This is a genomic window from Mycolicibacterium iranicum, assembly GCF_002101705.1.
Lineage (GTDB): Bacteria > Actinomycetota > Actinomycetes > Mycobacteriales > Mycobacteriaceae > Mycobacterium > Mycobacterium iranicum.
Genome location: NZ_LQPC01000065.1, coordinates 1 through 25,804 on the forward strand (window position 1 = coordinate 1; position 25,804 = coordinate 25,804).

General features: G+C 66.6%; 23 protein-coding genes and 1 pseudogene. 13 read left to right on the top strand and 11 right to left on the bottom strand.

Annotated features, from left to right (window positions below; translation table 11 throughout):
• A pseudogene (locus AWC12_RS31410) lies at positions 1-201 on the bottom strand (hypothetical protein); the annotation flags it as partial.
• Between the two features lie 157 nt (positions 202-358).
• Between AWC12_RS31410 and AWC12_RS27220 the strand changes: the two are divergent.
• On the top strand, positions 359-2,194 hold the full coding sequence (locus AWC12_RS27220) for a lipocalin family protein (RefSeq protein ID WP_085178224.1): 1,836 nt from the start codon (positions 359-361) through the stop codon (positions 2,192-2,194).
• A gap of 76 nt (positions 2,195-2,270) precedes the next feature.
• Here AWC12_RS27220 and AWC12_RS27225 read toward each other — a convergent pair whose 3' ends face one another.
• Complete coding sequence (locus AWC12_RS27225) at positions 2,271-3,737, bottom strand: MFS transporter (RefSeq protein ID WP_085178094.1); 1,467 nt, start codon at positions 3,735-3,737, stop codon at positions 2,271-2,273.
• Between the two features lie 153 nt (positions 3,738-3,890).
• Here AWC12_RS27225 and AWC12_RS27230 point away from each other — a divergent pair, with 153 nt between their 5' ends.
• From AWC12_RS27230 to AWC12_RS27240, 3 genes are all read left to right on the top strand, one after another.
• Positions 3,891-6,512: a LuxR C-terminal-related transcriptional regulator gene (locus AWC12_RS27230; protein ID WP_133057389.1), complete on the top strand. Its 2,622-nt coding sequence runs from the start codon at positions 3,891-3,893 to the stop codon at positions 6,510-6,512.
• Positions 6,513-6,558: 46 nt separating this feature from the next.
• A complete protein-coding gene (locus AWC12_RS27235) occupies positions 6,559-6,747 on the top strand; it encodes a hypothetical protein (RefSeq protein ID WP_024448841.1) in 189 nt (62 codons plus the stop codon).
• A gap of 110 nt (positions 6,748-6,857) precedes the next feature.
• A complete protein-coding gene (locus tag AWC12_RS27240) occupies positions 6,858-9,629 on the top strand; it encodes an ATP-binding protein (RefSeq protein ID WP_085178096.1) in 2,772 nt (923 codons plus the stop codon).
• Here the strand turns inward: AWC12_RS27240 and AWC12_RS27245 are convergent.
• Complete coding sequence (locus AWC12_RS27245) at positions 9,601-10,608, bottom strand: 1-aminocyclopropane-1-carboxylate deaminase (RefSeq protein WP_085178097.1); 1,008 nt, start codon at positions 10,606-10,608, stop codon at positions 9,601-9,603. The two genes, AWC12_RS27240 and AWC12_RS27245, sit on opposite strands and share 29 nt — an antisense overlap.
• Positions 10,609-10,690: 82 nt before the next feature.
• On the opposite strand from AWC12_RS27245, the gene AWC12_RS27250 reads away from it, so the two are divergent.
• From AWC12_RS27250 to AWC12_RS27265, 4 genes are all read left to right on the top strand, one after another.
• The gene (locus AWC12_RS27250; protein WP_085178098.1) at positions 10,691-11,347 is read left to right on the top strand and encodes a GntR family transcriptional regulator; all 657 of its coding nucleotides are present in this window, start codon (positions 10,691-10,693) and stop codon (positions 11,345-11,347) included.
• A 283-nt stretch (positions 11,348-11,630) separates the two neighbouring features.
• Positions 11,631-12,332 carry an alpha/beta fold hydrolase gene (locus AWC12_RS27255; RefSeq protein WP_207576495.1) on the top strand — a complete coding sequence of 234 codons (702 nt, stop codon included), beginning with the start codon at positions 11,631-11,633 and terminating at the stop codon, positions 12,330-12,332.
• 33 nt (positions 12,333-12,365) lie between these two features.
• A complete protein-coding gene (locus AWC12_RS27260; RefSeq protein WP_085178099.1) occupies positions 12,366-13,187 on the top strand; it encodes an alpha/beta fold hydrolase in 822 nt (273 codons plus the stop codon).
• Between the two features lie 31 nt (positions 13,188-13,218).
• Positions 13,219-14,808 (top strand): GMC family oxidoreductase, encoded by a 1,590-nt coding sequence (locus tag AWC12_RS27265; RefSeq protein WP_207576496.1) that lies wholly within the window; start codon positions 13,219-13,221, stop codon positions 14,806-14,808.
• Here AWC12_RS27265 and AWC12_RS27270 read toward each other — a convergent pair.
• Together AWC12_RS27270 and AWC12_RS27275 are read right to left on the bottom strand one after the other, a co-directional pair.
• Positions 14,760-15,302 (bottom strand): hypothetical protein, encoded by a 543-nt coding sequence (locus AWC12_RS27270; protein ID WP_024448848.1) that lies wholly within the window; start codon positions 15,300-15,302, stop codon positions 14,760-14,762. The two genes, AWC12_RS27265 and AWC12_RS27270, sit on opposite strands and share 49 nt — an antisense overlap.
• Before the next feature lie 17 nt (positions 15,303-15,319).
• Positions 15,320-15,559 (bottom strand): hypothetical protein, encoded by a 240-nt coding sequence (locus AWC12_RS27275; RefSeq protein WP_081660137.1) that lies wholly within the window; start codon positions 15,557-15,559, stop codon positions 15,320-15,322.
• A 145-nt stretch (positions 15,560-15,704) separates the two neighbouring features.
• On the opposite strand from AWC12_RS27275, the gene AWC12_RS27280 reads away from it, so the two are divergent.
• A complete protein-coding gene (locus AWC12_RS27280) occupies positions 15,705-16,934 on the top strand; it encodes an FAD-dependent oxidoreductase (RefSeq protein WP_024448849.1) in 1,230 nt (409 codons plus the stop codon).
• 10 nt (positions 16,935-16,944) lie between these two features.
• Entirely contained in the window at positions 16,945-17,724 is a 780-nt protein-coding gene (locus AWC12_RS27285; protein WP_024448850.1) for an SDR family NAD(P)-dependent oxidoreductase, read from the top strand.
• Here the strand turns inward: AWC12_RS27285 and AWC12_RS27290 are convergent.
• Positions 17,721-17,921, bottom strand: a complete 201-nt coding sequence (locus tag AWC12_RS27290; RefSeq protein ID WP_024448851.1) for an excalibur calcium-binding domain-containing protein — start codon at positions 17,919-17,921, stop codon at positions 17,721-17,723. The genes AWC12_RS27285 and AWC12_RS27290 overlap by 4 nt on opposite strands.
• Positions 17,922-18,087: 166 nt before the next feature.
• Here AWC12_RS27290 and AWC12_RS27295 point away from each other — a divergent pair, with 166 nt between their 5' ends.
• On the top strand, positions 18,088-18,798 hold the full coding sequence (locus AWC12_RS27295; RefSeq protein WP_024448852.1) for a hypothetical protein: 711 nt from the start codon (positions 18,088-18,090) through the stop codon (positions 18,796-18,798).
• 286 nt (positions 18,799-19,084) lie between these two features.
• On the opposite strand, the gene AWC12_RS27300 is transcribed toward AWC12_RS27295, so the two are convergent.
• Entirely contained in the window at positions 19,085-20,890 is a 1,806-nt protein-coding gene (locus AWC12_RS27300; RefSeq protein ID WP_085178100.1) for an Hsp70 family protein, read from the bottom strand.
• 138 nt (positions 20,891-21,028) lie between these two features.
• On the opposite strand from AWC12_RS27300, the gene AWC12_RS27305 reads away from it, so the two are divergent.
• Positions 21,029-21,487, top strand: a complete 459-nt coding sequence (locus AWC12_RS27305; protein ID WP_024448854.1) for a nuclear transport factor 2 family protein — start codon at positions 21,029-21,031, stop codon at positions 21,485-21,487.
• A gap of 1 nt (position 21,488) precedes the next feature.
• On the opposite strand, the gene AWC12_RS27310 is transcribed toward AWC12_RS27305, so the two are convergent.
• From AWC12_RS27310 to AWC12_RS27320, 3 genes are read right to left on the bottom strand one after another with little or no spacing between them, the layout of a single operon-like run.
• On the bottom strand, positions 21,489-22,181 hold the full coding sequence (locus AWC12_RS27310; protein ID WP_085178101.1) for a L,D-transpeptidase family protein: 693 nt from the start codon (positions 22,179-22,181) through the stop codon (positions 21,489-21,491).
• Positions 22,159-22,971 (bottom strand): SRPBCC family protein, encoded by an 813-nt coding sequence (locus AWC12_RS27315; RefSeq protein WP_234814180.1) that lies wholly within the window; start codon positions 22,969-22,971, stop codon positions 22,159-22,161. The genes AWC12_RS27310 and AWC12_RS27315 overlap by 23 nt, the downstream gene beginning before the upstream one ends.
• A gap of 3 nt (positions 22,972-22,974) precedes the next feature.
• Positions 22,975-23,562, bottom strand: a complete 588-nt coding sequence (locus AWC12_RS27320; protein ID WP_085178226.1) for an ArsR/SmtB family transcription factor — start codon at positions 23,560-23,562, stop codon at positions 22,975-22,977.
• Positions 23,563-23,626: 64 nt separating this feature from the next.
• Here AWC12_RS27320 and AWC12_RS27325 point away from each other — a divergent pair, with 64 nt between their 5' ends.
• Positions 23,627-25,132: a bifunctional phosphatase PAP2/diacylglycerol kinase family protein gene (locus AWC12_RS27325; protein WP_085178102.1), complete on the top strand. Its 1,506-nt coding sequence runs from the start codon at positions 23,627-23,629 to the stop codon at positions 25,130-25,132.
• Here the strand turns inward: AWC12_RS27325 and AWC12_RS27330 are convergent.
• On the bottom strand, positions 25,086-25,757 hold the full coding sequence (locus AWC12_RS27330; RefSeq protein ID WP_234814181.1) for a phosphatase PAP2 family protein: 672 nt from the start codon (positions 25,755-25,757) through the stop codon (positions 25,086-25,088). The two genes, AWC12_RS27325 and AWC12_RS27330, sit on opposite strands and share 47 nt — an antisense overlap.
• Between the last annotated feature and the right edge of the window lie 47 nt (positions 25,758-25,804).

Sequence of the window (25,804 nt, forward strand, 5' to 3'; positions counted from 1 at the left end):
GCCGGGCGCCGGGGGCGGCGGGGCCCAGGCGGCAGGCGGGGCATAGCCGGGTGCCGGGGCCGGAGAAGCAGCACATCCCGTGCCATATGGGTCGACGCATCCCGGCGGGCCGCCGGCGGCAGCCAACGGCGCGGCGGCAAAGGCGGTTGCGGCGGCGCAGGCCGCCATTGCGGGACCGAGCTTCCAGTGTTTCTGCAGCATGGGCGCCTTTTACCCCGCCGTTGTGAACTCAAACACATCTTTGGCCGTCAACCCCGCGGCGAAAGGCGCAGATGGGCAGCTTGAGGGAGTGTGACGGGTCGCTGACGTTTGCGACATTTTCTTCAGGCTCCCCTCTATGCCGGGCTACATTGCCGCCGTGACGTCACGACACTGGGCGCTCTGGCTGGGAACCTTCGGTGCAGGCGCATGCATTGCGCTCGGGGCAGGCCACGGAGTGGCCGCCGCTGATACCGACACCTCCGACGGCGGCGCGGAATCGTCGAGTCAGGCTGCGGCGACGACCGAAGACCACGACAGCGAGTCAGACTCCCCGTCGTCGCCGGCTACCGAGAACGATCGGCGAGGCACCACCAAGCGCGACCTAGATGATGCGCCTGACAAAGACGCCACAGAAGAGGCCGTCCGCGAACAGGATCGCGAACAGGATTCAGAACTGGAATCCGATGACGAGACCGCCGACGCCGACGGCCCGGCCGAATCGGCGTCGAAAACGGCAGTGCTCACCACCGACAGCGAGACAGACAAGGAAGAAGCCGCCGAAGAAGCCGCCGAAGAGACCTCCGAGCCTGTCGACGACGCCACCTCCGAGGCTGCCGCCGCCCCTGCTCAGGCCATTCCGGCGGGGGTGACCGGGGTCAAGACCGGTCAGGCCGCATTGACGATTCCGGTGGGCGATCGGGGTTATAAGACCCGCGCCAGTTGGTACCTCCCGACCCAGTCGGACGGGTCGGTCGCAGCCACCGGGGTGATCTGGCTGCAGCACGGTTTCCTCGGCAACCGGTCATCGATGTCGAAATTGGCGCAGACGCTGTCGCTGCAGACAAACAGCATCGTGGTAACCCCGTTCATCTCGTCCTTCCCGCTCCGGTGCTCGAGTTGCTGGATCAACGGTGTGCCGATGCAGCAGGCGGTGGCCTCGATGTTCCTCGGCGAGCGCGACTCACTCACCTCGAGCGCCATACTCGCCGGGTACTCGGGCGTCCTGCCCGAGGACTTCGTGATGTCCGGTCAATCCGCAGGCGGTGGGTTCGCCACCGCCGTCGGCGGCTATTACGTCGACGACGCGCCCGGTAGCGACGCGCTCCGCGGTGTCGTGATGTTCGACGGGTTCGCGTTCGACGGCGTTGTGCCCAACGCGCTACAGAAGCTCGACGATCCGTTCGTGCCCGTCTATCAGGTTGCGGCGCCGCCCCAGCCGTTCAATTCCGGCGGCTCGACGACGCAGGAGCTGGTCGCCGCACGCCCCGGCCAGTTCGTCGGCGTCACGCTGGCGGGCGGATCCCATGCCGATTCCTTGATCGGCGGCAACGCCATCTTCGATTTCTTCGCACAACTGGTGACCGGGATCTCTCCGCGCGGCAACACCCAGGCGGTCTACACGCTGGCCACCGGCTGGATCAACGACCTCTATCAGGGCCTGGGCCCCCAGGACGGCACAGGCATCTACGGTGTGCCCGACCAGTACCTCGTGCTGGGCGAAGCGGCCGGCGTCGTGCTGGCACCCCCGCCGGTCGTGGACCTCGACCGCTACCTGGGCACGTGGTTCGAGGTGGGTAGCGTCAAGCAGTTCTTCTCGATCGGGCTCGTCAACACCACGGCGGTGTACAGCCTCAATCCCGACGGATCGATCAAGGTCGAGAACTCCGGCAACTACTTCTTCAACAACGGGCCGAAGTCCACCATCGTCGGGTCGGCACTGCCGATCAACGACGCCAACAACAAACTCAACGTGGCATTCTTCGGGTCAGCCTCGACGAGACCGCCCGGCAACTACTGGATCGTCGATCTGGATCCGGACTACGGGTGGGCCGTCGTCACCGACCCCACCGGCTTCAGCGGGTTCCTGCTCAGCCGAGATCCCATCGTCTCGGACGAGTTCTACCAGGAGTTGCTCGACCGCGCCTCCGTCTACGGCGTCAAGAACCGGATCACCCCGACCCGGCAGCCGGCAGCCACCTCGACGTCGACGTAGACGCTAAATCAGACTGCGCTGCAACTACTTTCGACTGAAGCTCCGATCCGTTGACGGCTGCTCTGGCGCAATGACGTCAGGGGTTGTCCGTCGTCGGGTGCGCGGGCAGCGTCGAGATCGCGCAGTTGGTGCAGTTCTCGACGGCGATCCGCTCGTTCGACCGAGCAGGGCGACGAATTCCGATGGCCGCCAAGGCCGCCGCCAGGATCATCAACCCCGCTGAGATGAACACGGCGACATGAAAACCCGCCGAGAACGCGACCGGGTCCGCGTAGTCCGCCCCGCTGATCCCCGCCACCCCGGGCAACACCGCGACCGCCAGCAGTCCTCCGGCTCGAGCCACCGCGTTGTTGACCCCGGACGCCGAACCCGCCATGTTCGCCGGTGCGGAGTCGAGCACCGTCGCCGTCAACGGCGCCACCACCAGCACCATGCCCGCACCGAAAACGAGCGCCGCCGGCGCCACGTCGAGTATCCAGGACGCGTCTGCATCGATCCGTGTCATCAAAAGCAGTCCAGCGGCGGTGACCAACGGGCCGACCGTCATCGGCATCCTGGGCCCGATCCGGCTCGCTAGCGCCCCTGCCCGCGAGGAGAACACCAGCATCACCGCGGTGAACGGCAGAAGAGCCGTTCCCGCCGCGACCGGGCTGAATCCGGCCACCGTCTGCAAATGGAGCACCAGCAACAGAAACACCGCGCCCAGTGCGCCGTAGATCAGCAGCGTGATGACGTTTGCCACTCCAAAGATTCTGTCGGCGAACAGTTTCGGCGACACCAGTGGATGCTCGGAGCGATGTTCGACGACGACGAATGTCACCAGGGCCAGCACGCCGGCGGCAACCGATGCAACGGCTGGCGGTGTCAGGCCCTGCCCTCCCAGCTCCGTCAGCCCGTACGTCACGGTTCCCAAGCCGACCGCGGCCAGTGCCGCGCCCGTGACGTCCAGGCCCTCGGGTGCGTTGGGGTCACGACTCTCGGGGACGTGCCGCCACGTCACTGCGACAACAAGCGCGGCAAGCGGCACATTGATGAGAAACACGGCCCGCCAATTCCATTCGACAAGGAAGCCGCCGAGGAACGGACCTATCGCAGCGGCTATCCCACCCAGTCCCGACCAAGCCCCGATGGCGGCGCCACGGTCGGCACCGCTGAACGACGCCGAGATCAACGCCAGACTGCCGGGCGTCAGCAGAGCACCGCCCACGCCTTGCAGGGCGCGAGCCGCGATGAGGACCTCAGACGTCGGAGCGAATCCGCACGCGGCCGAGCTGACCGCGAACCACACGACACCGATCAGAAAGACGCGGCGCCGACCGTAGTGATCACCGAGCGACCCGCCGAGCAGGATCAGTGAAGCCAGGGTGAGTGTGTAGGCATTGACAATCCATTGGAGCTGAGCGAAATCCGCTCCCAGCTCGGCACCGATATGCGGGAGCGCGACATTGACCACCGTCCCGTCGATCATGACGAGACCTGACCCGAGCACGGTGGCCAGCAAGATCCACCGCCCCGCCGCGGTCCCCATTGTCGCCCCGGCCATTGGGCCACCCTAGTCGTCCCGCCATCGTTGAACGTCTCAGCAGTTGTGCACGCCGCGTCGTAGCGCAGGTGCCATTTGCGACACCTCGACGTGTGTGCACGAAAGCTTCGGTCCTGAGTTTCCGCAGCCGCTCCACCTGGGTATTCTCCGACTGTGACGAACCAGCCGCCCCTCGTCGGGAGGGCCGAAGAGTTCGCTATGTCACGGCGTGCGATTGCCGCGGCGTCGGGGTCCGGGGGCATTGTGCTCGCGGGCTCCGCCGGTGTGGGTAAGTCGCGACTCGCCCGCGAGATCGTCGATCACGCACGCGGTACCCGGCGGCCCTGCCACTGGTTGTACGCGACGGCGTCAGCCCGATCGGTGCCACTCGGAGTCTTCGCTGAGTACGCATCGTCGTTCGGTGAGGATCCGCTGCGCCGGATTCACGACGTGATCGCCGCGCTGACGCGCGACAACGCCGGTAGGGCAACGGTCATCGGCGTCGACGACGCACACCTTCTCGACGAGCAATCCGCGATGGTCGTGCACCAACTCGTCCAGCGCAAGGCAGCGACAGTCGTGCTCACCATGCGCAGCGGCGAATCGGCGCCCGACGCCATCACCTCGCTGTACAAGGACCTCGGCATGCCCCGGTTGGAGCTGCAGCCCCTGTCTGCCGTGGACGTGGCGGCGCTACTCGAACAACTCCTCGGTGGACCGGTAGAAAGAGCCAGCTCACAACGACTTTGGCGATACACCCACGGCAACGTTCTCTACCTCCGCCAGCTAGTCGACGACGAATTGGCAAACGGCAAGCTATCCCGGCGCTCCGGCATCTGGGTTTGGACCGGACACCCCGAGGTATCTCCCACGCTGACCGACCTCATCGAGGCAAACGTCGGCCGGCAGGATCCCGCCGTCCTCGAAGTCATCGACACCGTCGCCATCGCCGACCCCATCGAGATCGACGTGCTGCAATCACTGGCACCGGAATCGGCTCTGCATCAAGCAGAGGCCCGCAGCGTGATCGTCGTCGACTCCGAGGCGGGATATGTCAGGCTGGCCCACCCCCTTTACGGGGAGGTCCGCCGCAAGCGCATGGGGGCGCTGCAGCGTGCGGCATTGGGACGTCACATTTCGGATGCCATTGCGTCAGTGAACCCACAGACGCCCCAGCAACTCGTCCGGCGGGCCGTCCTCATCTCCAACTTCGATCGTCCGGATGACGCGGAATTACTTACCGCAGCAGCCAACTCGGCTCTCTACCTCATGGACCTCCGACTGGCGGTCGACCTCGCCGAGCGTGCCATGGAGTGTGGGGACAGTATTGCGGCACGCATCCTCTACGGGTTCGCACTGTTGACGGCTGCCCGAGCAGAGGAGGGCGAACAGGTGCTACGGGACACGGACGCCTTCGTCGGTCAGTCCGCCGAACGTGGGCACATCGCATTGCTCCGCGCCGCCAGCCTGGCATGGAATCTCGGCCGTCCCGCGGATGCCGAGGACGTACTCGACGCTGCTCAATCTTCGTCGGAGAACTACGGACTGACAACGTCTTTCGAGGCTCTGCGGATCTCCGTCTCGGCGACCCGCGGCGACATGCCCGTTGTGGTGAGCGCCGCTCCGTCCATCATGCAGCTGTCCGACATTCTGCCCACCGCCCGCATGTTCTGCGCCTGGGGATACGCCGCGGCCCTCGGGGATGTCGGTGACGTCGACCGGCTCGACGACATGGCCTCCGCAGGCTACGCATTCGCCCAGTCGTTACCGGAAACCTCACACCTGCGGTTCGGGCTGGGCGTCAATCACGTCGACGGACTCCGGCTGGCGGGTGAACTCGACCGCATGCACGTGCACGCTGCACTGCTGAGCGAGCAGGCTCAAGATCATCAGGCATCGCTGACGATTGCACAGTTGTTGCTTGGAATGACCAGTGCCGCACAGGGTGACTTGAGGTCGGCGAGGCGCTCGTTCGGCGAATCACTCGCAGCGTACGAGTACATCTCGTCGGTGAGTGAGCACAGCGGCTACTGGCTCGCCGCTGTCTGTGGGATGGCCGGCGATCACGTCGCGGCCGAACGACAACTCCGCAGCGTGCCGGATCGAGTCTTCAACGGCAGCGGGTTATGGGATCCGATGCAGCACATCGCGACAGCGTGGGCGAAGGCGGCGGCCGGTCAGGTGAGCGCCGCACTGACGACCCTCAGCGATGCAGCTGTACTGATGCGCAAGGCGGGCCGTCCCGCCCGCGAACTGTGGTGCCTACAGACGGCCACCCAGTTCGGCGATACCCGTACCGCGGCGCGCCTCGCGGAGATCGCCGAGAAAGTGCAGGGGCCCCGCGCGTCTACTGCTGCCGCCCACGCCGCAGCGCTCACCGAGGGGGACGGTCCGAAACTGTTGTCGGCGTCGAGGGCGTACGAGGCGTTCGGCGACAAGCTTGCCGCTGCCGATTCCGCGGCACAGGCCGCCACGGCGTTTCGCACCGCCGGGTCCCGCGGATCTGCACTCATCGCCGCCGCCCGCGCGCACAGTCTCGCCGAGGAATGCGGCGCCGACACGCCCGCTTTGCGGACTATGGACACCCGCGCCGAGCTGACCCCGCGCCAACGGGAGATCGCTTCGCTGGTGGCATCAGGGCTTTCCAACCGCGACATCGCAGATCAGTTGCACATGTCCGTCCGGTCCGTCGAGGGACATATCTTCCGCGCATCGCAGCGCAATGGCGTCACGTCTCGCGAGGCACTTGCCGCGCTGCTGGATGGACGTCAATTGCCCGATGACCGATTGGGGTAGTGCACTACCCGCGTCGCGCCGACCTTCCGGCGGCATCGTCAGGGGGGTGGCCCCGCATGAGCGCGATGCAGCCCTGGACCGGCTGCCCCTGCCGTACTCCATGGCGTTGCGCCTGCGCGACGCCGGTGTGGATGACGCAGTCATCGCCGAATGCGTCGGTGTGGAGCCAGAGGGACTGCAGGCGCTGATGGAGATCGCACGCGCCAAGCTCGTTGCCGCCGGTTATCGCGAGTAGCCGTTGACTTTCCCTCTGGGGGAACCTCAACGATCACTGTCCAGGTTCGCTTGACAGATGACCAAGTCCGATATGCAATATATTGCAGTCGACGGAGGGGTTCGGTAGGCATGCCTGAACTGTTCGGCCGAGGCGTCGAGCTACTTCGGATTTCGCGCTTCCTCGAGAGGGCTCGCAACATCGGAGATAGCCGGCTGATCCGCGGCGAACCTGGTGTCGGCAAGTCTGCTCTCCTCGACGCCGCGGCCGACCTGGCCTGCGACGCCGGCATGCTCGTGCTGCGTGCTTCCGGTTCGGAGTTCGAGCGCGACGTCGCCTACTCCGGACTCAACCAGCTGCTCCTCCCCCTGCGCTCCCAACTGGACCGCCTGCCGCTCGGGTCGCGCGATGCGTTGTCGGTCGCGCTGGGATTCGGGCCAGGGCCACCCCAGGGCGCGCTACTGGTGTGCAACGCCGCATTGTCGCTTCTCGCCGACGTCGCGGAGCAGAAACCAGTGCTGGTGCTCGTCGACGATGCCCAATGGATCGACAGGGCCAGCGCAGTCGTGGTCGGATTCATCGCCAGGCGGGTGAGCGGCCACCGCCTCGGCGTGGTGCAATCCTGCCGGACCGGCGGCGAATGTTTCCTCGATCGACGCGGGCTGACCGAACAACTCGTTGAGCCCCTGTCCCGCGAGGCCTCCGAGCACCTCGTCGACGACCGGTTCCCCCACCTGCCTCCCGCCACCCGCCAGAGGGTGCTCGAGCTGGCGCAGGGAAATCCTTTGGCGCTGGTGGAACTTCCTGATGCACTCATCGATCTCCCTGCCCGGATCCTCGCCCACCCTGATGTCGTGCCACCAAGTGATCGACTGTCTGCACATTTCGCGTCCCGCGTTGCAGCGCTGCCCGACGCCACTCGCCGGTTGATGCTCATCGCAGCTTTCGAGGGCACCGGTGACATCCGGGTGTTGCGCGAGATCGCCGGGGAAAAGCCCGGACTCACCGATCTCGCTCCTGCCGAGCAGGCGCAGCTCGTTGCGGTCGACGACGCCGCTGCCCGAATCTCGTTCCGGCACCCATTGATTCGCTCATCTGTTGTCGCCACATCCAGCCATGAAGAGCGACGCCACGCCCATCTCCTCCTGGCCGATTCACTGAGTGGCAACGAAGACCGGCAGGCATGGCACCTCGCTGCCGCGGCGGTCGGACCGGACGAGGCGGTAGCTGCGGTGCTCGAGCGCGTGGCGCGCCGGACCGCCATGCGCGGCGATGCGCTGGGAGCCGTTACGGCGTTGATTCGCGCAGCTGAATTGAGCACGACGAATACCGCGCGGGGACGCAGGCTGGCCGAGGCCGCCTACATCGGCGCCGAATCTGGCGGCATCATCGGTGACCCAGAAAGCCTTCTCGCCGAGGCTCGTCGGGCGGGGCCGGACTCCAGCGGGGCGCTGCACGCGGCCAACGCGGCGGCATTCTTGATGCTCAACGGTGACGGTGACGTCGACACTGCCCACCGACTCCTCGTCGGCGCCATCGAGACGACCGATCACGGTTACCGCGCCGAAAACGACGCGCTCATCGAAGCCATGCACACCCTGCTGCTTCTCGCCTGGTATGCGTGCACGCCCGCGCATTGGGAGCCCTATTTCCGAGCATTGCGCAAATTGGCGCCTGAGCCGCCAAAACTCCTTGCGCTGGTGAGCAAAACCTTCGCCGATCCAATACGGTACGGCGCCGCGGCAGCGTCTGAATTGGACCGGATCATTGCCACCCTTCCCGGCGAGGACGAGCCGTCGAAGATCGTCCGGGTCGGTGCAGCGTCGGTCTATCTCGACCGCCTGTCGGACACCCGGGACGCGCACTGGCGACTGGTGCGCCGAGGGCGTGACGGCGCATCCCCACGCAGGCATATCGGCGCGCTGATGCATCTGTGCCTGGACGACTACCTCACCGGCAGATGGGACGAGTCCGAGCAACTCGCCGCCGAAGGGCAACAGCTCTGCAACACACATGGTTTCATGTTCTTCAACTGGTACTTCCTGTACAACCGCGCGGTCATCGCCGCCGGACGGGGCCGGACCGACGAAGCGTTCGCACTTGCCGACGAGCTCAGCCACTGGGCACAACCCCGCGGGGTTGCCAGTGTGCTCCGGTATGCACACCATCCTCGTGTGCTCGCCGCCTCCGCCACGGGCGATTTCGATGCGGCCTTTCGCTACGCCGCCGCGCTGAATCCGCCCGGCATGCTGTCGTTCCAACTGCCACACTGCACCTGGGTGATGTTCGATCTCGTCGAAGCAGCGCTGCGCACCGGTCGCGAATCAGACGCCCGCGCACACCTCGCCGCGATGCGGCAGGCCGATGTGGCGGCGTTGTCGCCGCGTATGGACCTGATCCAGCGCGGGGTGGACGCGCTGGTCTTCGACGACGAGGAGACCGATCGCCTGCTCGAAGAGTCGCTCAGCGCGCCCTCGTCGAACCGGTGGCTGTTCGAGGCGTCCCGCATCCGGCTCGCCTTCGCCGAGAACCTACGCCGACGCAAAATGCCGGACAGGGCCCGCCGGCACCTGCTCGCCGCGAGAGAGAACTTCACCGCGATGGGGGCACAACCGTGGCTCTCGCGTACGCAGCAAGAGTTGCGCGCCAGCGGTTTTCGGGCGACTCAGGATTCCCAACCCGCGCCGGTTCTGCTGACCGCCCAGGAGTTGGAGATCGCACATCTGGCCGCCAGCGGAATGACCAACCGCCAGATCGGCGAGCGCCTGTACCTGTCACACCGAACCGTGGGCGCACATCTGTACCGGGTGTTCCCCAAGCTGGGCGTGTCGTCGCGGGCAGGGCTGCGCGACGCGTTGTCGAGCAACCCTGACGTCAATCAAACGCACCCGCGTACGCATTGAGAGCCGGCTGCCCGCCCAAGTGCGCGTACAACACCGTCGAGTCCGCAGAAATCGCTCCGTTGTGGACCAGGTCGATGAGGCCGGCCATCGACTTGCCCTCGTAGACAGGGTCGATGATCATCCCCTCAAGGCTTGCCGTGAGCCGGATCGCGTCGATCGTGGATTGCACCGGAATTCCGTACCGGTCGCCCGCCCAACCTTCGAGCACGGTGATCTCTTCATCGCGCAGTGGGCGCCGAAGGCCGATCAGCTCCGCTGTGTTCCTGGCGATGCGCGCAACCTGCTCGCGCGTCTTGTCGAGGGTTGCCGACGCGTCGATACCCAGTACGCGGCGCGGTCGATCCTGGCCTGCGAAGCCGGCGATCATGCCCGCGTGCGTCGAGCCGGTGACGGTGCAGACCACGATCGTGTCGAAGAACACGCCGAGTTCGCGCTCTTGTTGCTGAACTTCGTAGGCCCAGTTGGCAAAACCGAGTCCGCCGAGCGGGTGCTCGGACGCTCCCGCGGGGATGCCGTAGGGAACCCCGCCGGCGGCGCGAATCTCCTCGAGGGCGGCTTCCCACGAGTCCTTGATGCCGATACCAAAGCCGCTGGGGTCCAGCCGGACATCGGCACCCATGATCCGGGAGAGCAGGATGTTGCCGACCTTGTCGTTGACGACGTCGGGCCAGTCCACCCAGCGTTCCTGCACGAGGCGGGCCTTCATGCCGAGCCGCGCGGCGACGGCCGCCACCTGCCGAGTGTGGTTGGACTGATAGCCGCCGATCGAGACCAACGTGTCGGCACCCTGGGCCAGCGCGTCGGGAACGATGTACTCCAGCTTGCGCATCTTGTTGCCGCCGTAAGCGAGACCTGAGTTGCAGTCCTCGCGCTTCGCCCAGATCTCGGCGCCGCCGAGGTGCTCACTCAGGCGCTCCAGCTTGTGAATCGGGCTGGGACCGAACAGGAGTGGATAGCGGTTGAAATCGGCAAGCGACATGATTCCTCGTTTCGTGGGTTCTCTACAGAGCCGCGTGGCGGGCCGACGCCCACACTGCGAGCTCGACGGTGCATGATGAGGTATGCCGGTTCCTGTTGCCAGCTCCCCCGAGGGGCGGCAGTTGCTGCGCGACAGCGTCTTTGTGAGGATCCGCGACGCGATCATCGACGGAACCCTTGAACCCGGTGAGCGTCTTCTCGACAACGAGCTCAGCGCCTGGCTTGGCGTGAGCCGAACGCCGATCCGGGAGGCACTCGCTCGTCTCGACGCGGCCGGCCTCGTCGAGACCAAACCGGGCCGCTACACCATCGTCAGCCCGATCGACCCCCGCACTCTCGCCGATGCCCAGGCGGTCACGGCGGCGATGAACGAACTCGCTGTTCGTACAGCTGTACCGCGTCTCACCCAGGACGACCTGACCGACATGCGCGCGGCCAACAACACGTTCGCCGCGGCATTGCATGCCGGCGATGTGGTGGCCGCCGTCGCGGCCGACGACGCATTTCACCGGATCCCGGTCGATCGCGCGGGCAACATGGCCATCCGCACCGTACTCGAGCAGTACACGCCGGTGCTCAGACGCGTCGAACGCATCCGGTTCGCTTCGCTGAGCGGGCGTGACTCGGTAGCCCAGCATGCCCGGATCATCGCCGCCGCCGAGGCCGGTGACGCGGAGGCCGCAGCCCTCGAGACACGGCTGAATTGGTTGACGCTGGATGCGTTCGCCGCCGACAGCTGATCTCAAATAGTTGAATCGTATTGTCGCGCAGGAACCTTCACGTGAGACCTGCGCCATGCCGACCTTTCTTCGCAATGTGATATGCAATATATCGCAGGGTGGCGGCGGTGGACAAGCCCGCAGCTGATGCGCGGTTGACGTAGTCGAATGACTGCACATCGTCGAAACGGGCGCGCGATATCAAGAGTCGGATGACTGATGCCGCGACGCCTAGCACCCGCGACGGTAGATGGCGGAAGCCGATACGGCCTCCAGCACCGTCCACGTAAACTGAGGTCGCTTCGTGAAACCCACCATTGTGCTCGTCCACGGCGCCTTTGCCGAGTCCGCCAGCTGGCACGGCGTCATCCGCCTGCTACACGACGCCGGTCATCGCGTCATCGCCGCGGCCAACCCGCTGCGCTCACTGACCACCGACGCGGCCGCGGTCGCGGACCTGCTGGCCGGCATCAAGGGGCCCGTGGTGCTCGCGGGCCACTCCTACGGTGGTGCGGTCATCACCAACGCCGCTCGAGACAACGCCGACGTCAAGGCTCTTGTGTACGTCGCCGCACTAGCCCCCGACAAGGGCGAAACCACGCCCGAACTGCTCGGCAAGTATCCCGGCGCCACCCTCGGCGAGCATCTCTACGAGGTGTCGCTCTCCGACGGAACAGCCGACGTCTATGTCCATCAGAACGCCTACCACCAGCACTTCTGCGCCGATCTGAGCGCAGAGCAGGCGGCCTTGGATGCCTCCGCGCAGCGGCCGTTCAACACGGCAGCGCTCAACGAACCCTCGGGTGAACCGGCGTGGGCAACGATCCCGTCCTGGTTCATCTACCCCGAACTCGACCTTGCGATCCCGGCGCAGACTTTCCGCTTCATGGCCCAACGCGCCGGGGCCCGCGTGGTCGTCGAGGTTCCCGGTGCGTCACACGCCCTCCCGACATCACGGCCCGAAGCGGTCGCCGACGTCATCCTCCAAGCCGCGGCGTCGGCCTGACTTGCGCCCGTCGTTCGAAGACTAGGAATCGCAATGCAATTTCACGTCATCCTGGCCAGGATCGCCGTATGCGGCACACTTGCCGGTCTCATCGCGAGCTGCAGTGGCGCCGCCGCTCAACAACCGGCGCCCGCCGACGAACCGTTCGCTCCGCCCACCGTGGTGCTGGTGCACGGAGCGTTCGCCGACTCGTCGAGTTGGAACGCCGTGATCACCGATCTTGAGCGCGAGGGCTTCCCGGTGATTGCGGCGGCCAACCCGCTGCGCGGTCTACGTAGCGACGCCCAGTACCTCAGGACCGTGCTGGACAGCGTGGACGGACCGGTGGTGTTGGCCGGTCACTCCTACGGGGGCTCGGTGATGGGCGAGGCGGCCGTCGGCCATCCGAATGTCAAGGCGCTGGTATACATCGCCAGTTTCATTCTGGAACCCGGTGAGGCGACGTCTGCGCTCGCGGCCAAGTTTCCCGGCGGCCAGCTCGGCCCGGCACTTGATACCGTCCCTTTTCCCGGTGGAGGCTCGGGGAACGACCTCTATATCAAGCGGGACGAGTTTCGCAGGGTGTTCGCCGCCGACGTTGCGCCGGAGATCGCCGCCCTGATGGCTGCCACTCAGCGACCGATCACCGACGACGCGCTCAATGAGGCTGCCACAGCGGCGGCGTGGAAGACGATTCCTTCGTGGAACATGGTCACTACCGAAGACCTTGCCATTCCGCCGGATTCAATGCGATTCATGGGTGCGCGAGCGAACTCCCAGACCGTGGAGATCGACGCGTCGCACGCGGTGACCGTCTCCCAACCGGGCGCCGTCGCTGATCTGATCAGCGACGCCGCACATGTCACCGCCACCTGAAAGCCTGCCGCCCGAAGAAGGAGACCAGTAGATGATGAAGTCCAGCGATTACGACTACGTGGTGGTGGGCGCCGGCTCGGCGGGTTGTGTGATCGCTGCCCGGTTGTCGGAGGACCCTGCCACGACGGTGCTGCTTCTCGAGTCGGGGCCGCCGGATGATCGCCGCGACATCGCCGTACCGCCCGCATGGCCGACGTTGTGGGGCACCGAGGTCGACTACGCCTACCGCACCACTCCGCAGCCAGGAACCAACGGGTCCACCCACCACTGGCCTCGCGGTCACACGCTGGGCGGTAGCGGCAGCATCAACGCGATGGTGTATCTACGTGGGCACCGCAACGACTTCGACTCCTGGGCTCAATCAGGTTGTGAAGGCTGGGATTACGAGTCGGTGCTGCCGTACTTCAAGCGCGTTGAGACGGTGCATACCGGCGATCGGTGTTACCGCGGCGATCAGGGACCATTGCGTCCCGCACCCGTATCGCGCTCTGTCGCGAATCCGCTATCCCAAGTTTTCCTGGACGCTGCCGCAGCAGCGGGCTTCCCGCTGACCGACGATTTCAACGGAGCCCACACCGAGGGCGCCGGCTGGCATGACCTCTCAATTACGCACGGAGCCAGGCAGAGCGCCGCCGACGCGTACCTGCATCCCGCTCGCACCCGAGCCAACCTCACCGTCATGACGAACGCCCGCGCACACCGGTTACGAATCGTCGGAGATCGCTGCGTCGGTGTCGAATTCGTAAGCAACGGGCAGTCGATGACCGCCTACGCGAATAGCGAGGTGGTGGTATGCGCCGGCGCCGTCGACTCGCCCCGGCTCCTGCTGCTGTCGGGTATCGGGCCGGCCAACGAACTCGCCTCCGCAGGCATCGACGTCGTTCACGACCTCCCCGGCGTGGGTCGCAACCTTCATGACCATCCGTTGTGCGGGGTGGTCTACGAGGCCACCCAACCCATTCCGGCCGGACGCACCAACCACGCCGAGTCGTCGCTGCTGTGGCGCAGCGACGAGTCCCTCGCCGGACCGGACATGCAGCTGATGTTCATCCACGTACCTTTTCACCCACCCCACCTGGCGGCCCCGCCGAACAGTTTCACCTTGGCGATCGCGCTCGTGCCCGAATCCCGCGGGTCGATCCGGCTGGCGGGCCCCGACCCGGCAGCGCCTCCGCTGATCGACCCGAACTACCTCGGCATGGAGCCGGACATGCGGCGAATGGTGCACGGTGTCAGGGTCGCTCGTGAGATCGCGGCTGCCGAGCCATTCAGACCGTGGCGCGGTCGGGAAGTACTACCCGGGGTCGACGTCGCCGACGAGGTGGCATTGCGGTCATTCCTGTCTCGAGGCACCGGCACCTACTACCACCCGGTCGGGAGTTGTGCGATGGGCACCGGACCGGAAGCCGTCGTCGACCCCACGCTGCGGGTGCACGGAGTGACCGGACTACGGGTCGCCGACGCGTCGGTGATGCCTAGGATCGTCTGCGTCAACACCAATGCGGCAACCATCATGATCGGCGAGAAGGCCGCTGACTTGATCCAGTCGCGCACGCCGACGGGGCGCGCCGGTCAGGCGGACAGGGCAGCCTGTATCGCTCCGGCCTGCATGCGGCCGTAGTCGATGACGAGGTCGGGCGGTACCGGATCGGTGGCCGCGCCCTCGAATTCAATTGTCGTAAACGTGTTTCCTTCAGTGAAAGTGAGAACCGCGACTGAGCGGGTGTTGTCGAGTGACGTCCCGCTCATAATTTGTCCGTCCGTTCCCACAGCCGCGGGCTCAGTGGTCGGGTTGTTGATCTGGCTACCCAGCCCTGCGCGCCCCTGGCTCATCATCGACGACGCCGCCGCCGCGTCGTCGAGCACCAGGATCGTGTCCGTCACCGTGCGACTGCCGTCGCGGTGGGTGAACAACGCCATGACACCGGGCTGGCCCTCGGGATTGAGCACGGGCGCATCGGCAACCCACGCCGACGAGTCAGTGGCCGCGTTGGGGTGGACGGGCAGAGTCGCGTAGTCCACGGGTTGCGCTGTCGCAGCGGTGAACCCGCCGACCGTGACACCGACCACGAGTGCCGCGGCCGCCGCAGCCGAGGTGAGAATCTTCGTAAACATCGTGTCAGTCCTCATCCTCAGCAGGGATAACAGGCCCAGCCGCGCCAGCCGTCGCGCCAGAACCAACCGGGGCCGCAGCCCATTGCCCCCGTGGTGCCATAGCAGTCCAAGAGGTCGGTGGATGGTGCCTTCGGCAGCATCTGCACGACAGGGTCGGGAGTCGGCAGGGTCGCTTGGCCCGCGTTCGCGACGCCGCCGCTTCCCAAGGAACCGAGAAGCATTGCTGCCACGGCTGCCGGCATGACAAGTTTTCGCATCTCTTGCCCCCTTATTGACGGTTGGGTAACTGCTGAGGCTACGCCGTGAGCCCGGCCTGCGGAACGAACTCGGCAGATCGCTGGCGGCACGTTCACCTGTGTCCAATCCCTGGCTAGGCGATCCGGAGTCGGTCACCATTGCAAGGTGACCACCAAGACCACGTGCGCAGTTGTCGGCGGCGGACCTGCGGGCATGGTACTGGGCCTGATCTTGGCTCGCGGCGGCGTCGACGTCACGGTCTTCGAGAAGCATCCCGATTTCCTTCGTGACTTCCGCGGCGACACAGTGCATCCGACCACGCTGCGGCTTCTTGACGAGCTGGGCCTGTGGCCAAAGTTCGACGCTCTGCCGCACAGCCAGATCAGCAGCGCCAGCTTCGATGTTGCCCCGGGCCGCTCGGTCACGATGGTGGATTTCAGCCGGCTGCGCGGGATGCCACATCCCTACATCGCGATGGTTCCCCAGTGGGACCTGCTGAATCTGCTCGCCGAAGCGGGGCAGGCCGAACCCACGTTCACCCTGCGGATGAGCACCGAGGTGACCGGCCTTGTCCGAGAAGGCAACAGGATCGCCGGTGTCCGCTATCGCGATGCCGACGGCGACGGCGAACTGCTGGCCGATCTGACCATCGGCTGCGACGGACGCAGCTCGCTGGTTCGCCGCGACGCCGGCCTGCGGGTCCGCGAATTCCCGGTCAGCTTCGACGTGTGGTGGTTCAGGCTGCCACGGCACAGGGACCACGCCATCTACACGCTGGTGCCCCGCGTCATGCCCGGCAAGGCCATGATCGTCATCCCCAGGGAGGGTTACCTGCAGATCGCCTTGCTCATCCCGAAGGGCAGCGACGCTGCGCAGCGTGCCCGAGGTCTCGACGCATTCCGCTCCGACATCCTCGAGCTGCTACCCGAGGCCGGCGAGACCGTCGACACGATCACCAGCCTCGACGACGTCAAGATGCTCGACGTCCGCTTGAACCGGTTGCGCCGCTGGCACACTGACGGTCTGCTGTGTATCGGCGACGCGGCGCACGCGATGTCGCCGGCCGGTGGTGTCGGCATCAACGTGGCGGTCCAGGACGGCGTCGCGGCGGCGCGCCTTCTCGCCGAACCGTTGCGCGCTGGGACGGTGTCGGAACGCGACCTGGCCGCAGTGCAACGCCGTCGCATCGTGCCGACCGCGCTCACACAGGGTTTCCAGCGGCTGATGGATCGACGACTGCTCGGCCCCATCCTGGAGGGTGGCACGGCGCCGCTGCCGAAGTTCGCGAACGCGGTTGAACGCTTCCCCTGGCTGACCGCCGTTCCCGCCTACCTGGTCGGTGTCGGGGTGCTCCCGGAGCGCGCGCCCGAGTTCGCGAGAAGGCCGCCCACGTAAGGTCACACCCGTGACCACAATCGAAGGCAATCCATTCGATCTCAGCGGCCAGGTAGCCGTCGTGACCGGTGGCGGCTCTGGGATCGGGCTGGGAATGGCCGAAGGTCTCGCCCGGGCGGGCGCGTCCGTGGCGATCGTCGGCCGCACCGCGAAGCGCTTGGACGATGCCGCGGCGAAGCTGCGCACTTACGGCAACCCGGTATTGCCGGTGGTGTGCGATGTAGCCGACGAGCAGGCCGTCACCGATGCGATGGCACACATTCGTGCTGAATTGGGTTGGCTGGATTCGTGTTTCGCCAACGCGGGAGTCCGAGGCAGGTTCACCCCGGTCCTCGACACCTCACTGGAGGAGTTTCGCTCGGTGACGCGTGTCGACCTCGACGGCGTGTTCCTGACTGTTCGCGAGGCGGCCCGCCAGATGATCGCGGCGGGGCGAGGCGGCAGCCTGATCGGGGTATCGAGTCTCGGCGCTTTCCAGGGCATGCCCCGCCAGCCCGCGTATGCCGCATCGAAAGCCGGCGTGACGTCACTGATGGACAGCCTCGCCGTGGAACTCGCCAGGCACGGGATCCGGGCCAACACCGTGGCACCAGGCTGGTTCGACACCGAGATGACAACCGCGGGCCTCGCCGACGAGCGATTCAGCGCGAAGGTCCTGCCCCGCGTACCAGTACGCCGGTGGGGTGCTGCCGAGGATCTCGCCGGGGTTGCGGTCTACCTCGCCAGCCCGGCCAGCGCGTACCACACGGGCGACGTGCTCCGGCTCGACGGCGGCTATCTCAAGTTCTAGCTTTCACACCCGATGCCGTCGCGATCCTTGTCGAGCCATGTCCCGTAGTACGGCGAGCTGGAGGGGATGTTCGAGTAGCCGGCGTCGCGGGCAGCCGAGCAGTTCTGGAACGGTGCCTGCTGTGCACCGGCGGCACCGGCGAAGGTGAGGGCAGCCGCGGCGGCGAGAAAGGCGGCGGGGAGAAGCCGGTGGATCATGAGAACTCCGTGGTCGTGAGCTGGGCGAAATCGGTGTCACGACGCTACGAGAATATTGACGCGCGGGGAATCGGGGATCTCCCTTGCGTCCGGGCGGGCCCTCACCGGCAGCACGCGACGTTTGAGCGGACGCAGCACCGGACATGATGAGACGGTGAAACTGCTGATGACACCGCTGCCGGCCCCCGACGTGGAGATCACGGACGCCGGCGTCGAGTCCGTCCTGACCGGCGCGGTACGCATCATCAATCCCCTGCTGGACACACTCTGGGGAACCGACCCGTTCAAGCTCAAACAACGCCAAGACGCCATCGGACGTGTGCTCAATGCGGCCGACGTGCCGGGCACCCCGTCGTGGGAGGACATGGACGTCGACGCGCGGATCCACTGGTGGGTGTGGCGGGTGGGTGCGCTGAACACCGTCGCCGTCGCCTTCCCCGGCGTCTTGGGCGTCGTGGGGCGACAGCTCCCGATCCAGGACCTCCTCGGGTTCGTCAGCCAGGCAGTCGTGCTCTGCGCGGTCGCCCGCGAACTCGGAACCACAGACCAGCGCACCCAGGTCCGAATGCTGGCCGCGGTGCTGTGCGACCGGGACTTGTCGGTCGTTGTGTACGACGGCGACACCAGCAAGCCGCTGGCATCGATACCGAACAGCCCGGGAGGCATCGCCAAGGCGCTGTGGAATCTGATCGGCCTCTTCGACGCCATCGGAGACGAGCTGGGTAAGCGACCGCATCCGCGCGGTCCGATCAAGTACCTGGGCATGCTGCCCGGTATCGGCGCGGTCGCCGCCTACATCGGCGAGTGCGGCGCCCTTGCACGTGCGGCGAAGGCCGGCCGACGCTGGATCGAAAAGGCCGCTCCCGCAGAGGTTTAGCAGAACGACTCACCCGACGCCAGGGATAGTCCTGGTGTGCGCTGCGATCGACGACTCGGCCGAAAAGGCGATCTGGCCGCACACCAGGGGTGCGCGCAGGCGAACTTTCCCAGGGGTTGCATCACCCCACAGCTCGCTCGACACCAAAAAGTCGGCCGATCGGCTGTCCCCTCCGCAGCCGATCGAACCGACGTTGTAAACCTAGGCGCGGGGACCCCGAGGAGGAATCGGGGAAATCCCTATTTCTTGCCCGGGGAATGACCACCAGGTAAATAAATCCCTCCGGTCAGGGGTTGTTCGGCACCAGGATCGGGATGGGTTCGGGCAGGAAAGGAATGTCCAGATACGTCGTCGTCGTCGCGGGGGCCGTCGTTGGCGGGTCGGTCGTAGGTGGTTCGGTCGTCGGCGGCGTCGTGGGGACCGTCGTGGTCGTCGTCGGCACCGTCGTGGTCGTCGTCGGCACGGTCGTGGTCGTGGTCGGCGTCGTCGTTGTTGTGGTGGTCGTGGTGGTGGTCGTGGTGGTGGTGGTCGTCGTCGTGGTCGTGGTCGTCGGGGCGGCCGTCGACGGCGTCGTGATTACCGGGGGTGGCGCCTGCACGGTGGTGGGCGCCTGGGCTGGGGGCTGCGGCGACTGTTGAGGGATCGTGACGGTTTCGGCCGGCGGCGGTGCGCTGGACGGCACGAGGGCGCTGCTCAGCGGCACGTTGCCCGGCGTCGGAGGAGTCCGGTCGGACGAGTCGACGCTGGTCAGAGCAATCGCAGCGCCGCCGACGGCGAGCAGGGCGACCGCGGCCACGATCCCGGTGAGCGTGAGCGGTATCCGAGATCGCAACCCGCTATCTTCACCGTCGCGGTTGATGACCTCGGTCGACGCGTAAGAGTCAGGCAGTGCGTACGGGTTCGGCCGCTCCTGCGGCTCGTCGCTGCTGTAGGGAACGTCACCGCTGTAGGGGACGACGTCTTCGGCCGCAGGGTCGTCCTGCGACCACGCCAGCGCGTATGTGCTGTCCGAACTCTCCGGCGGCGCAGGCACCACCGGTGCCATGGCGGTCGCCGCGACGGTCGCGGTGTCGGCGCTGCGACCGTACGCGGCGAACAGTGCCGCGCCGACGGCCGCATCGAGCGCAGGCTGCGGCGTCGTCACCACTGGCACCCGCAGCCGCTGCGAAACCTGTTGGGTGATCAGGGGTATGGATGCTCCGCCGCCGACAACCGCCACGGATGTCACCGTGCCCCAGCCGATGTTGTTGCGCGCCAACAGATCTTCAAGAGCCACGAATACGCCGTCGAGCGGTCGGGCGATCAGCTCGTCCAGTTCAGCTCGGGTAACCCGAATGTCACCACGGAATCGGGGCAGATCGACCGCCAGTTCGGTGGCGGTCTGTGACGACAGGCGCTCCTTCGCCGACCGGCATTCGTCGCGCAGCCGAGCCAGCGAGCCGACCGCGGCGGTCTGGCCGGTATCTGCATCGCCGTTACCGAATCCGGCGAGCACGTGGCCGAGCAGCGCCTGGTCGATCTGATCGCCGGCGAACTCGGCGTACCTCTCGGTCCCTCCGATCACCGTGAACGACGACGACGCATCGACAGCGGTGATGCTGGTTCCGCCGCCGCCGAAGTCGAGCAGCACCGCGACGCCGCGGCGATCCAGGCCGGGGTTGGCATTGAGCGCGGTCAACGCAGCCTGGGCGTCCGGGATCAGACGGGCCCCGGCCGGCGCGAGAACGTCACTCGTGGCGAGTGTCTCCGCCAGAGCGGCCGTGGTCTCGGGACTCCAGTACGACGGCACCGCGATCGCCACGTCCGCCGCCCCCGCGGTTGTCGCCAGCGCCGCCATCGACTCGAGGGCCTCGACCACCAGTTGCTCGGCGGGATAGCTGCTTCCGTCGGCGCCGACCAGCGGTACCGGATCTCCGACCCGCTCGACGAAGCCGGATAGCACCACCCCGTCCGCGTGTCCGGCAGTGTCGCCGACTTCGGGCGCGCTGTGCTCGTAAAGCGTCAGCACTGAGCGGCGGATCACCGGACGGTTGCCGACTGTGGCCGCGACGAGGTTGGTGGTGCCGACAGACAACCCCAACGCATCGCTCATATTGCAGGACACCTTAGACCGCGACCGCAGACACCCGCACCTGACACTCCGCTCCGCCGAACGCCTGACGAGCCCGCCCATGAACAAAAATCGGCGTCTGTCTACACGGCCGCGGGGGCGGTGTGCTGCAATGTCGGCATGAGTGACATCGACGACATCAAGCAGGTCAAATACCGCTATCTTCGGGCACTGGACACCAAGCACTGGGACGACTTCGCCGCCACTCTCACCGAGGACGTCGTCGGCCGCTATGGGGAGTCCATCGGAGAAGAGCACCATTTCGTCAATCGCGATGAGCTCGTCGAATTCATGCGCAACTCACTCGGGCCCGAAGTGCTCACCGAACACCGGGTCAACCACCCAGAGATCACCGTCGACGGCGACGAGGCGACCGCCATCTGGTATCTACAGGACCGGGTGATCGCCCCCGACTTCAATTTCATGCTGATCGGAGCAGGCTTCTATCACGACCGCTACCGCAAGACCGCGGACGGCTGGAAGATCAGCGAAACCGGCTATGACCGCACCTACGACGCGTCGATGAAGCTGGACGCCCTGGAATTCAAGGTCAAGGCCGGGCGCGCCCTCAACATCTGAGTCATTCGGTGATGGCGATCATCGCCCCAGGCCGCAGCCAGCGCATGATCGTCACGAGCTTGGCGTCGTCGATCGCGACACACCCCGCGGTTGCTCCGCCGTCGGTGCTGTGCACGAAGAACGCGCCTCCCTTCCCGGGGATGCGCGCCTTGTTGACACCCATGACGACAGCGTGCGCGTACTGAGGGATGTCGAGGTTTTCGGTGCCTGCGCTCAACGACGTGTCGAACGGACAGTTCGCCTCCTCGCACACCTGCATCGTGTTGTAGGTCGGGCTTTTCATGTCCCCGTCCCACCAATGATTGGACCCGACCCGGACGTACTTCAGGCCGCTGCCCGGATCGGGCTGGGTGCCGAACGCGAAGTCCAGGGTGTAGATACCCTTCGGCGTCATCATCGATCCGTCGAAATGGTTGGGAGACATGCCCTTCTCGCCGATCTTGGCCGGTATTCCGACGCCCCCGGCGACGGGCTGCCAGCCCGCGGCGGTGCGCTCCCACACGTCGAGCTTCGCGTCGGAACCACCCGTGCCCGTGACGGCGAGCACCTGCGTGGCGGACCCGACGGAGTTGGCGAACCACGGCGAGAACGCCGAGGCCGGCGGCGCCGTGACAAAGCCGAGCAGCGCGGCAGCCAGCAGAATCGCCAGACGCACGAACTTCCTGTGACGGTTACGTCGAGGCGCGGTCGGCATGCACCAACTGTGCCATCCACGAGCGCCATTTCGGCGCTTCCGCGGCAGCAGTGTCGGCCGCGTCATCACCGTAGAGGTAGAGGTTCACCATGATGCGGGCCTCGCCGCCGGGCGCGCAGCCGCCGACCACTGCGACCCCGGGGCAGGGCCCCTCGAGTCGCACGATGACGTCGCGGAATCCCTCAGCATGGTGAATTCGGTGCACGACGCCGTGCAGTTCCGGTGTCCCCGAAGGGGTTCGGAAACGTTGTCCGACATCGACACCTGCAATCCCGAGTGCCGATGCCAGCGTCGCCCACCCCTGCACCAGGTCCGCGGGAACCTGGGTCATCGCCACAGCATTGGCAGCGCGTTGCCCTGGGAACTCACGCAGGTACAGGCGCAGAACTTCGAAGAACCCGGGCCACCCGGTCTCGAAGCTCTCCAGTTCGCCATCCCAATCGTCGCGATCGGTGAACAGGCTGTGCACCATCCGCACCACGCAGCGATCACCCGAGTGGCTCGTCACGACGACCTCCGTCGCGACCGGCGGCGCTTCACCGTTCCAGCCGTGTTCCTCGTAGCCCAGGCGTGCCGGCGGCTCCCATTCCGTGATGACCCCGGAGCTGACCGCGCCGTCACCGAAATCGAATTCGATTGCGCCACCTATACGTTCGTCGACCTGGGTCGGCGTGAACCAGGCACTCATCCCCGGCCCGGTGGCGATCGCGTCCCACACCTGCTCGGGCGTCCCGGGCACGAGGAACTCCATCTCGACCCATCGGCGGCCGTCGGTCTTCTTGATCGCCATACGTCAGTCCTTTCGAAGAGGCATCGGATAGGCGGCCAGCACCAGCCGGTGTGGTCGGCCGCGCGGATCGGATTCGTCGTGGTAGCGCGCCACGAGCGAGGTGACAGCGTTGGCCAGATCGTCGGTGAACGCGGCGCGGTCGCCCGCCGACCGGAACGTCACCGCGGTGTCGATGGTCAGCGTCGCGAGCCGCTTCCGCTTGTCCCGCGCGGCGTTCCATAGGTCGCCGACCTCGCGGACGGCCCGCGCCGCCACGGCGATCAAGTAGCTCGCCGACATCCTGTCGCTGGTGCGGCCGGGATCGGCAGCCACCGGCCCCAGCGCGCCGGGCGACACGACATAGGACGACGCGGTCGCCACCAGCAATCGTTCGGTCAGTCCGCCCCAGCGCCGTTCGCCTGCGGCGGCCACCAGGCCGTGTTGTTCCAGCGCCCGCAGGTGGTAGTTGACCTTCTGCCTGGTGATGCCGACCCGCGAGGCGAGCGTCGCCGCAGACGCAGGTTCAGCGAGTTCGGCGAGCAGCCTGCCACGGGTCGGATCGAGGGCGCTGACCGCGGCGGCAGGATCGGCGATGACCTCCACATCCAGCACGAATGACATCGTGCGCTTTGACAAATAAATCTGTCAATAGCGCGCGGCCGATAGGTTGGCAGTCATGGAGCTCCGTGTTGCGCGATCCTTCCGTCGTCGCGGCCGTGGAATTCGCCAGATCGGTGAAGGCCTCGGAACGCTGGACCGCGAGGTCTTCGAGGCTGTCGCGGAGTCCCCCAGCCCGCTCCTCGACGCGGTGATGCCGCGGCTCACCAAGGCCGCCGACCACTCCAAGCTGTGGTTCGCGATCGCGGCAGGGCTGGCGGTATTCGGCAATGCGTCGATGAAACGCGGGGCCACCCGCGGCGTCGCGACGCTCGCGCTGACGAGCCTGGCCACCAACCAGGGCGCCAAGCGGGTCTGGAAGCGAGCACGACCCAACTGGGCCTTGATACCCCTGGCCCGCCAGACCAGGCGCCACCCGACGTCGAATTCACTGCCGTCAGGGCATTCGGCCAGCGCGGCCGCCTTCGCTGTCGGCGTCGGGCTGGAGAACCCGGCGGTCGGGCTGGGCCTGGCGCTGCTGGCCGGGCTGGTGGGCATGTCCCGGGTGGCCACCGGCGCCCACTACCCGGGCGATGTACTGGCCGGCTTCGGCATCGGCGCGGGTATCGCGGTGCTCGGCGCGAGAGTCGTGCCGCCGGTCGTGGACACCCGGCTGCCCAGTGCCGGGCAACCGCTGCGGGTCGACACCCCGGAACGGCCGGAAGGCGAAGGCGTCACCGTCGTCATCAACCCCGCCTCGGGCAGCGGCACTGGCGCGCGAGTGCTCGACGAGGTCCGCGAGGCGCTGCCGAAGGCCGAGATCGTCGAGCTCGGCGAGGACGACGACGTCGCCGAGGTGCTCAAGTCCGCCGCCCGGCGCAGCGAGGTTCTGGGCATCGGCGGGGGCGACGGAACGGTCGCCGCGGCGGCGGCGGTGGCCGTCGAGGCCGGTGTGCCGCTGGCGGTCTTCCCTGCGGGCACCTTCAACCATTTCGCCAAAGACATCGGGTGCGACACCACGGCGGCGACCGTGGCGGCGATCCAGCAGGGCACGGTGTCGTGCGTGGACATGGTGTGCCTCAACGAGAAGCAGATGGTCATCAACACGGCGAGCATCGGCGCCTACCCGCGCTTCGTCCAGACCCGCGAGAAGCTGGAACACAGGATTGGCAAGCCCCTCGCCGGCATCTACGCCATGTTCCACACACTGCGTCGCGACGAGCCGGTCCGAATCGAATACGACAACAGGACGTTGCAGACGTCGCTGTTCTTCCTCGGCAACTCGACGTACCTTCCGACAGGTTTCGCGCCGTCACGGCGCACTCGGATGGACGACGGCCTCCTCGACGTCCGGATCCTGGAGACGGGCCCGCGGCTGAGCACAGTGCGCATCGTGACCGCGCTGGCATTCGGGCGGCTGACGCGAAGCCCGCTGTATCACGAGTTGCGCGTGCCTGAGTTCGCGTTTCGGGCACCGGACGGGCCCACCGTCCTCGCGCTGGACGGGGAGGTCGGCACCGAGCTCGAGGAGGCCAGCTTCAGCGTGCGGTATCGAGCGCTGCCGGTCTTTCGTCCTGCTGTATGACGGGTGGTCGCGGAGGCACGAGCAGCAGGCAGAGAACGAAGTAGGCATAGCCCAGCGCCCAACCGGCCAGCACATCCGAGGGATGGTGGGCGTTCAGCACGACCCGGCCGATGCCGATCGTCAGTATGACGAGTGCACCCACTACGAGGAGCCAGCGCCGCTTCGCGGCGTCCACGGCCGGGAGCGAGACGGCAAGCAGCGCCGCCACAGACGCCATGACGCCGAGCGCGTGGCCGGACGGGAACGACGTCCCCCATGCATCGACCATCGCCGTCGCGGGCCGGGGACGATCGGCGAAGTGTTTGGCGGTCTCGGTGACCAGACCGCTGAGCTCGACGCTGATGATCAAGAAGAACCCGAGGCGAACGCGGCGCCGCACAAACGCCACGAAGGTGACCACCACCATCGCGATCCGGAACGCTCCCGGCCCGAGCACGGTGCAGAAGATGTCCCACCCCCACACCCAGCCGGGGTGTTCGACCCCGTACCGGTATGCGGGCCCAAGGGCTGCCGCGTCGAAATGTGCGAGCCACGCCCAGTCCTGCACGTAGCCGAGCCACAGGAGTGCATAGAGCCCGAGGGCAACCGCAGCGCTGCAGACCAGCCATCTGTTGTGCACTCTCACGGGACCAGTGTGTACCACGATTCTCTGAGCAAATCTGGCGCCCGTGA

Excerpts from the sequence above, each read along its gene's own strand:
- AWC12_RS27225 (WP_085178094.1), bottom strand. The coding sequence starts at position 3,737 with ATGGCCGGGGCGACAATGGGGACCGCGGCGGGGCGGTGGATCTTGCTG.
- AWC12_RS27240 (WP_085178096.1), top strand. The coding sequence starts at position 6,858 with ATGCCTGAACTGTTCGGCCGAGGCGTCGAGCTACTTCGGATTTCGCGC.
- AWC12_RS27245 (WP_085178097.1), bottom strand. The coding sequence starts at position 10,608 with ATGTCGCTTGCCGATTTCAACCGCTATCCACTCCTGTTCGGTCCCAGC.
- AWC12_RS27250 (WP_085178098.1), top strand. The coding sequence starts at position 10,691 with ATGCCGGTTCCTGTTGCCAGCTCCCCCGAGGGGCGGCAGTTGCTGCGC.
- AWC12_RS27260 (WP_085178099.1), top strand. The coding sequence starts at position 12,366 with ATGCAATTTCACGTCATCCTGGCCAGGATCGCCGTATGCGGCACACTT.
- AWC12_RS27265 (WP_207576496.1), top strand. The coding sequence starts at position 13,219 with ATGATGAAGTCCAGCGATTACGACTACGTGGTGGTGGGCGCCGGCTCG.
- AWC12_RS27270 (WP_024448848.1), bottom strand. The coding sequence starts at position 15,302 with ATGTTTACGAAGATTCTCACCTCGGCTGCGGCGGCCGCGGCACTCGTG.
- AWC12_RS27275 (WP_081660137.1), bottom strand. The coding sequence starts at position 15,559 with ATGCGAAAACTTGTCATGCCGGCAGCCGTGGCAGCAATGCTTCTCGGT.
- AWC12_RS27290 (WP_024448851.1), bottom strand. The coding sequence starts at position 17,921 with ATGATCCACCGGCTTCTCCCCGCCGCCTTTCTCGCCGCCGCGGCTGCC.
- AWC12_RS27295 (WP_024448852.1), top strand. The coding sequence starts at position 18,088 with ATGACACCGCTGCCGGCCCCCGACGTGGAGATCACGGACGCCGGCGTC.
- AWC12_RS27300 (WP_085178100.1), bottom strand. The coding sequence starts at position 20,890 with ATGAGCGATGCGTTGGGGTTGTCTGTCGGCACCACCAACCTCGTCGCG.
- AWC12_RS27305 (WP_024448854.1), top strand. The coding sequence starts at position 21,029 with ATGAGTGACATCGACGACATCAAGCAGGTCAAATACCGCTATCTTCGG.
- AWC12_RS27310 (WP_085178101.1), bottom strand. The coding sequence starts at position 22,181 with ATGCCGACCGCGCCTCGACGTAACCGTCACAGGAAGTTCGTGCGTCTG.
- AWC12_RS27315 (WP_234814180.1), bottom strand. The coding sequence starts at position 22,971 with ATGGCGATCAAGAAGACCGACGGCCGCCGATGGGTCGAGATGGAGTTC.
- AWC12_RS27325 (WP_085178102.1), top strand. The coding sequence starts at position 23,627 with ATGGAGCTCCGTGTTGCGCGATCCTTCCGTCGTCGCGGCCGTGGAATT.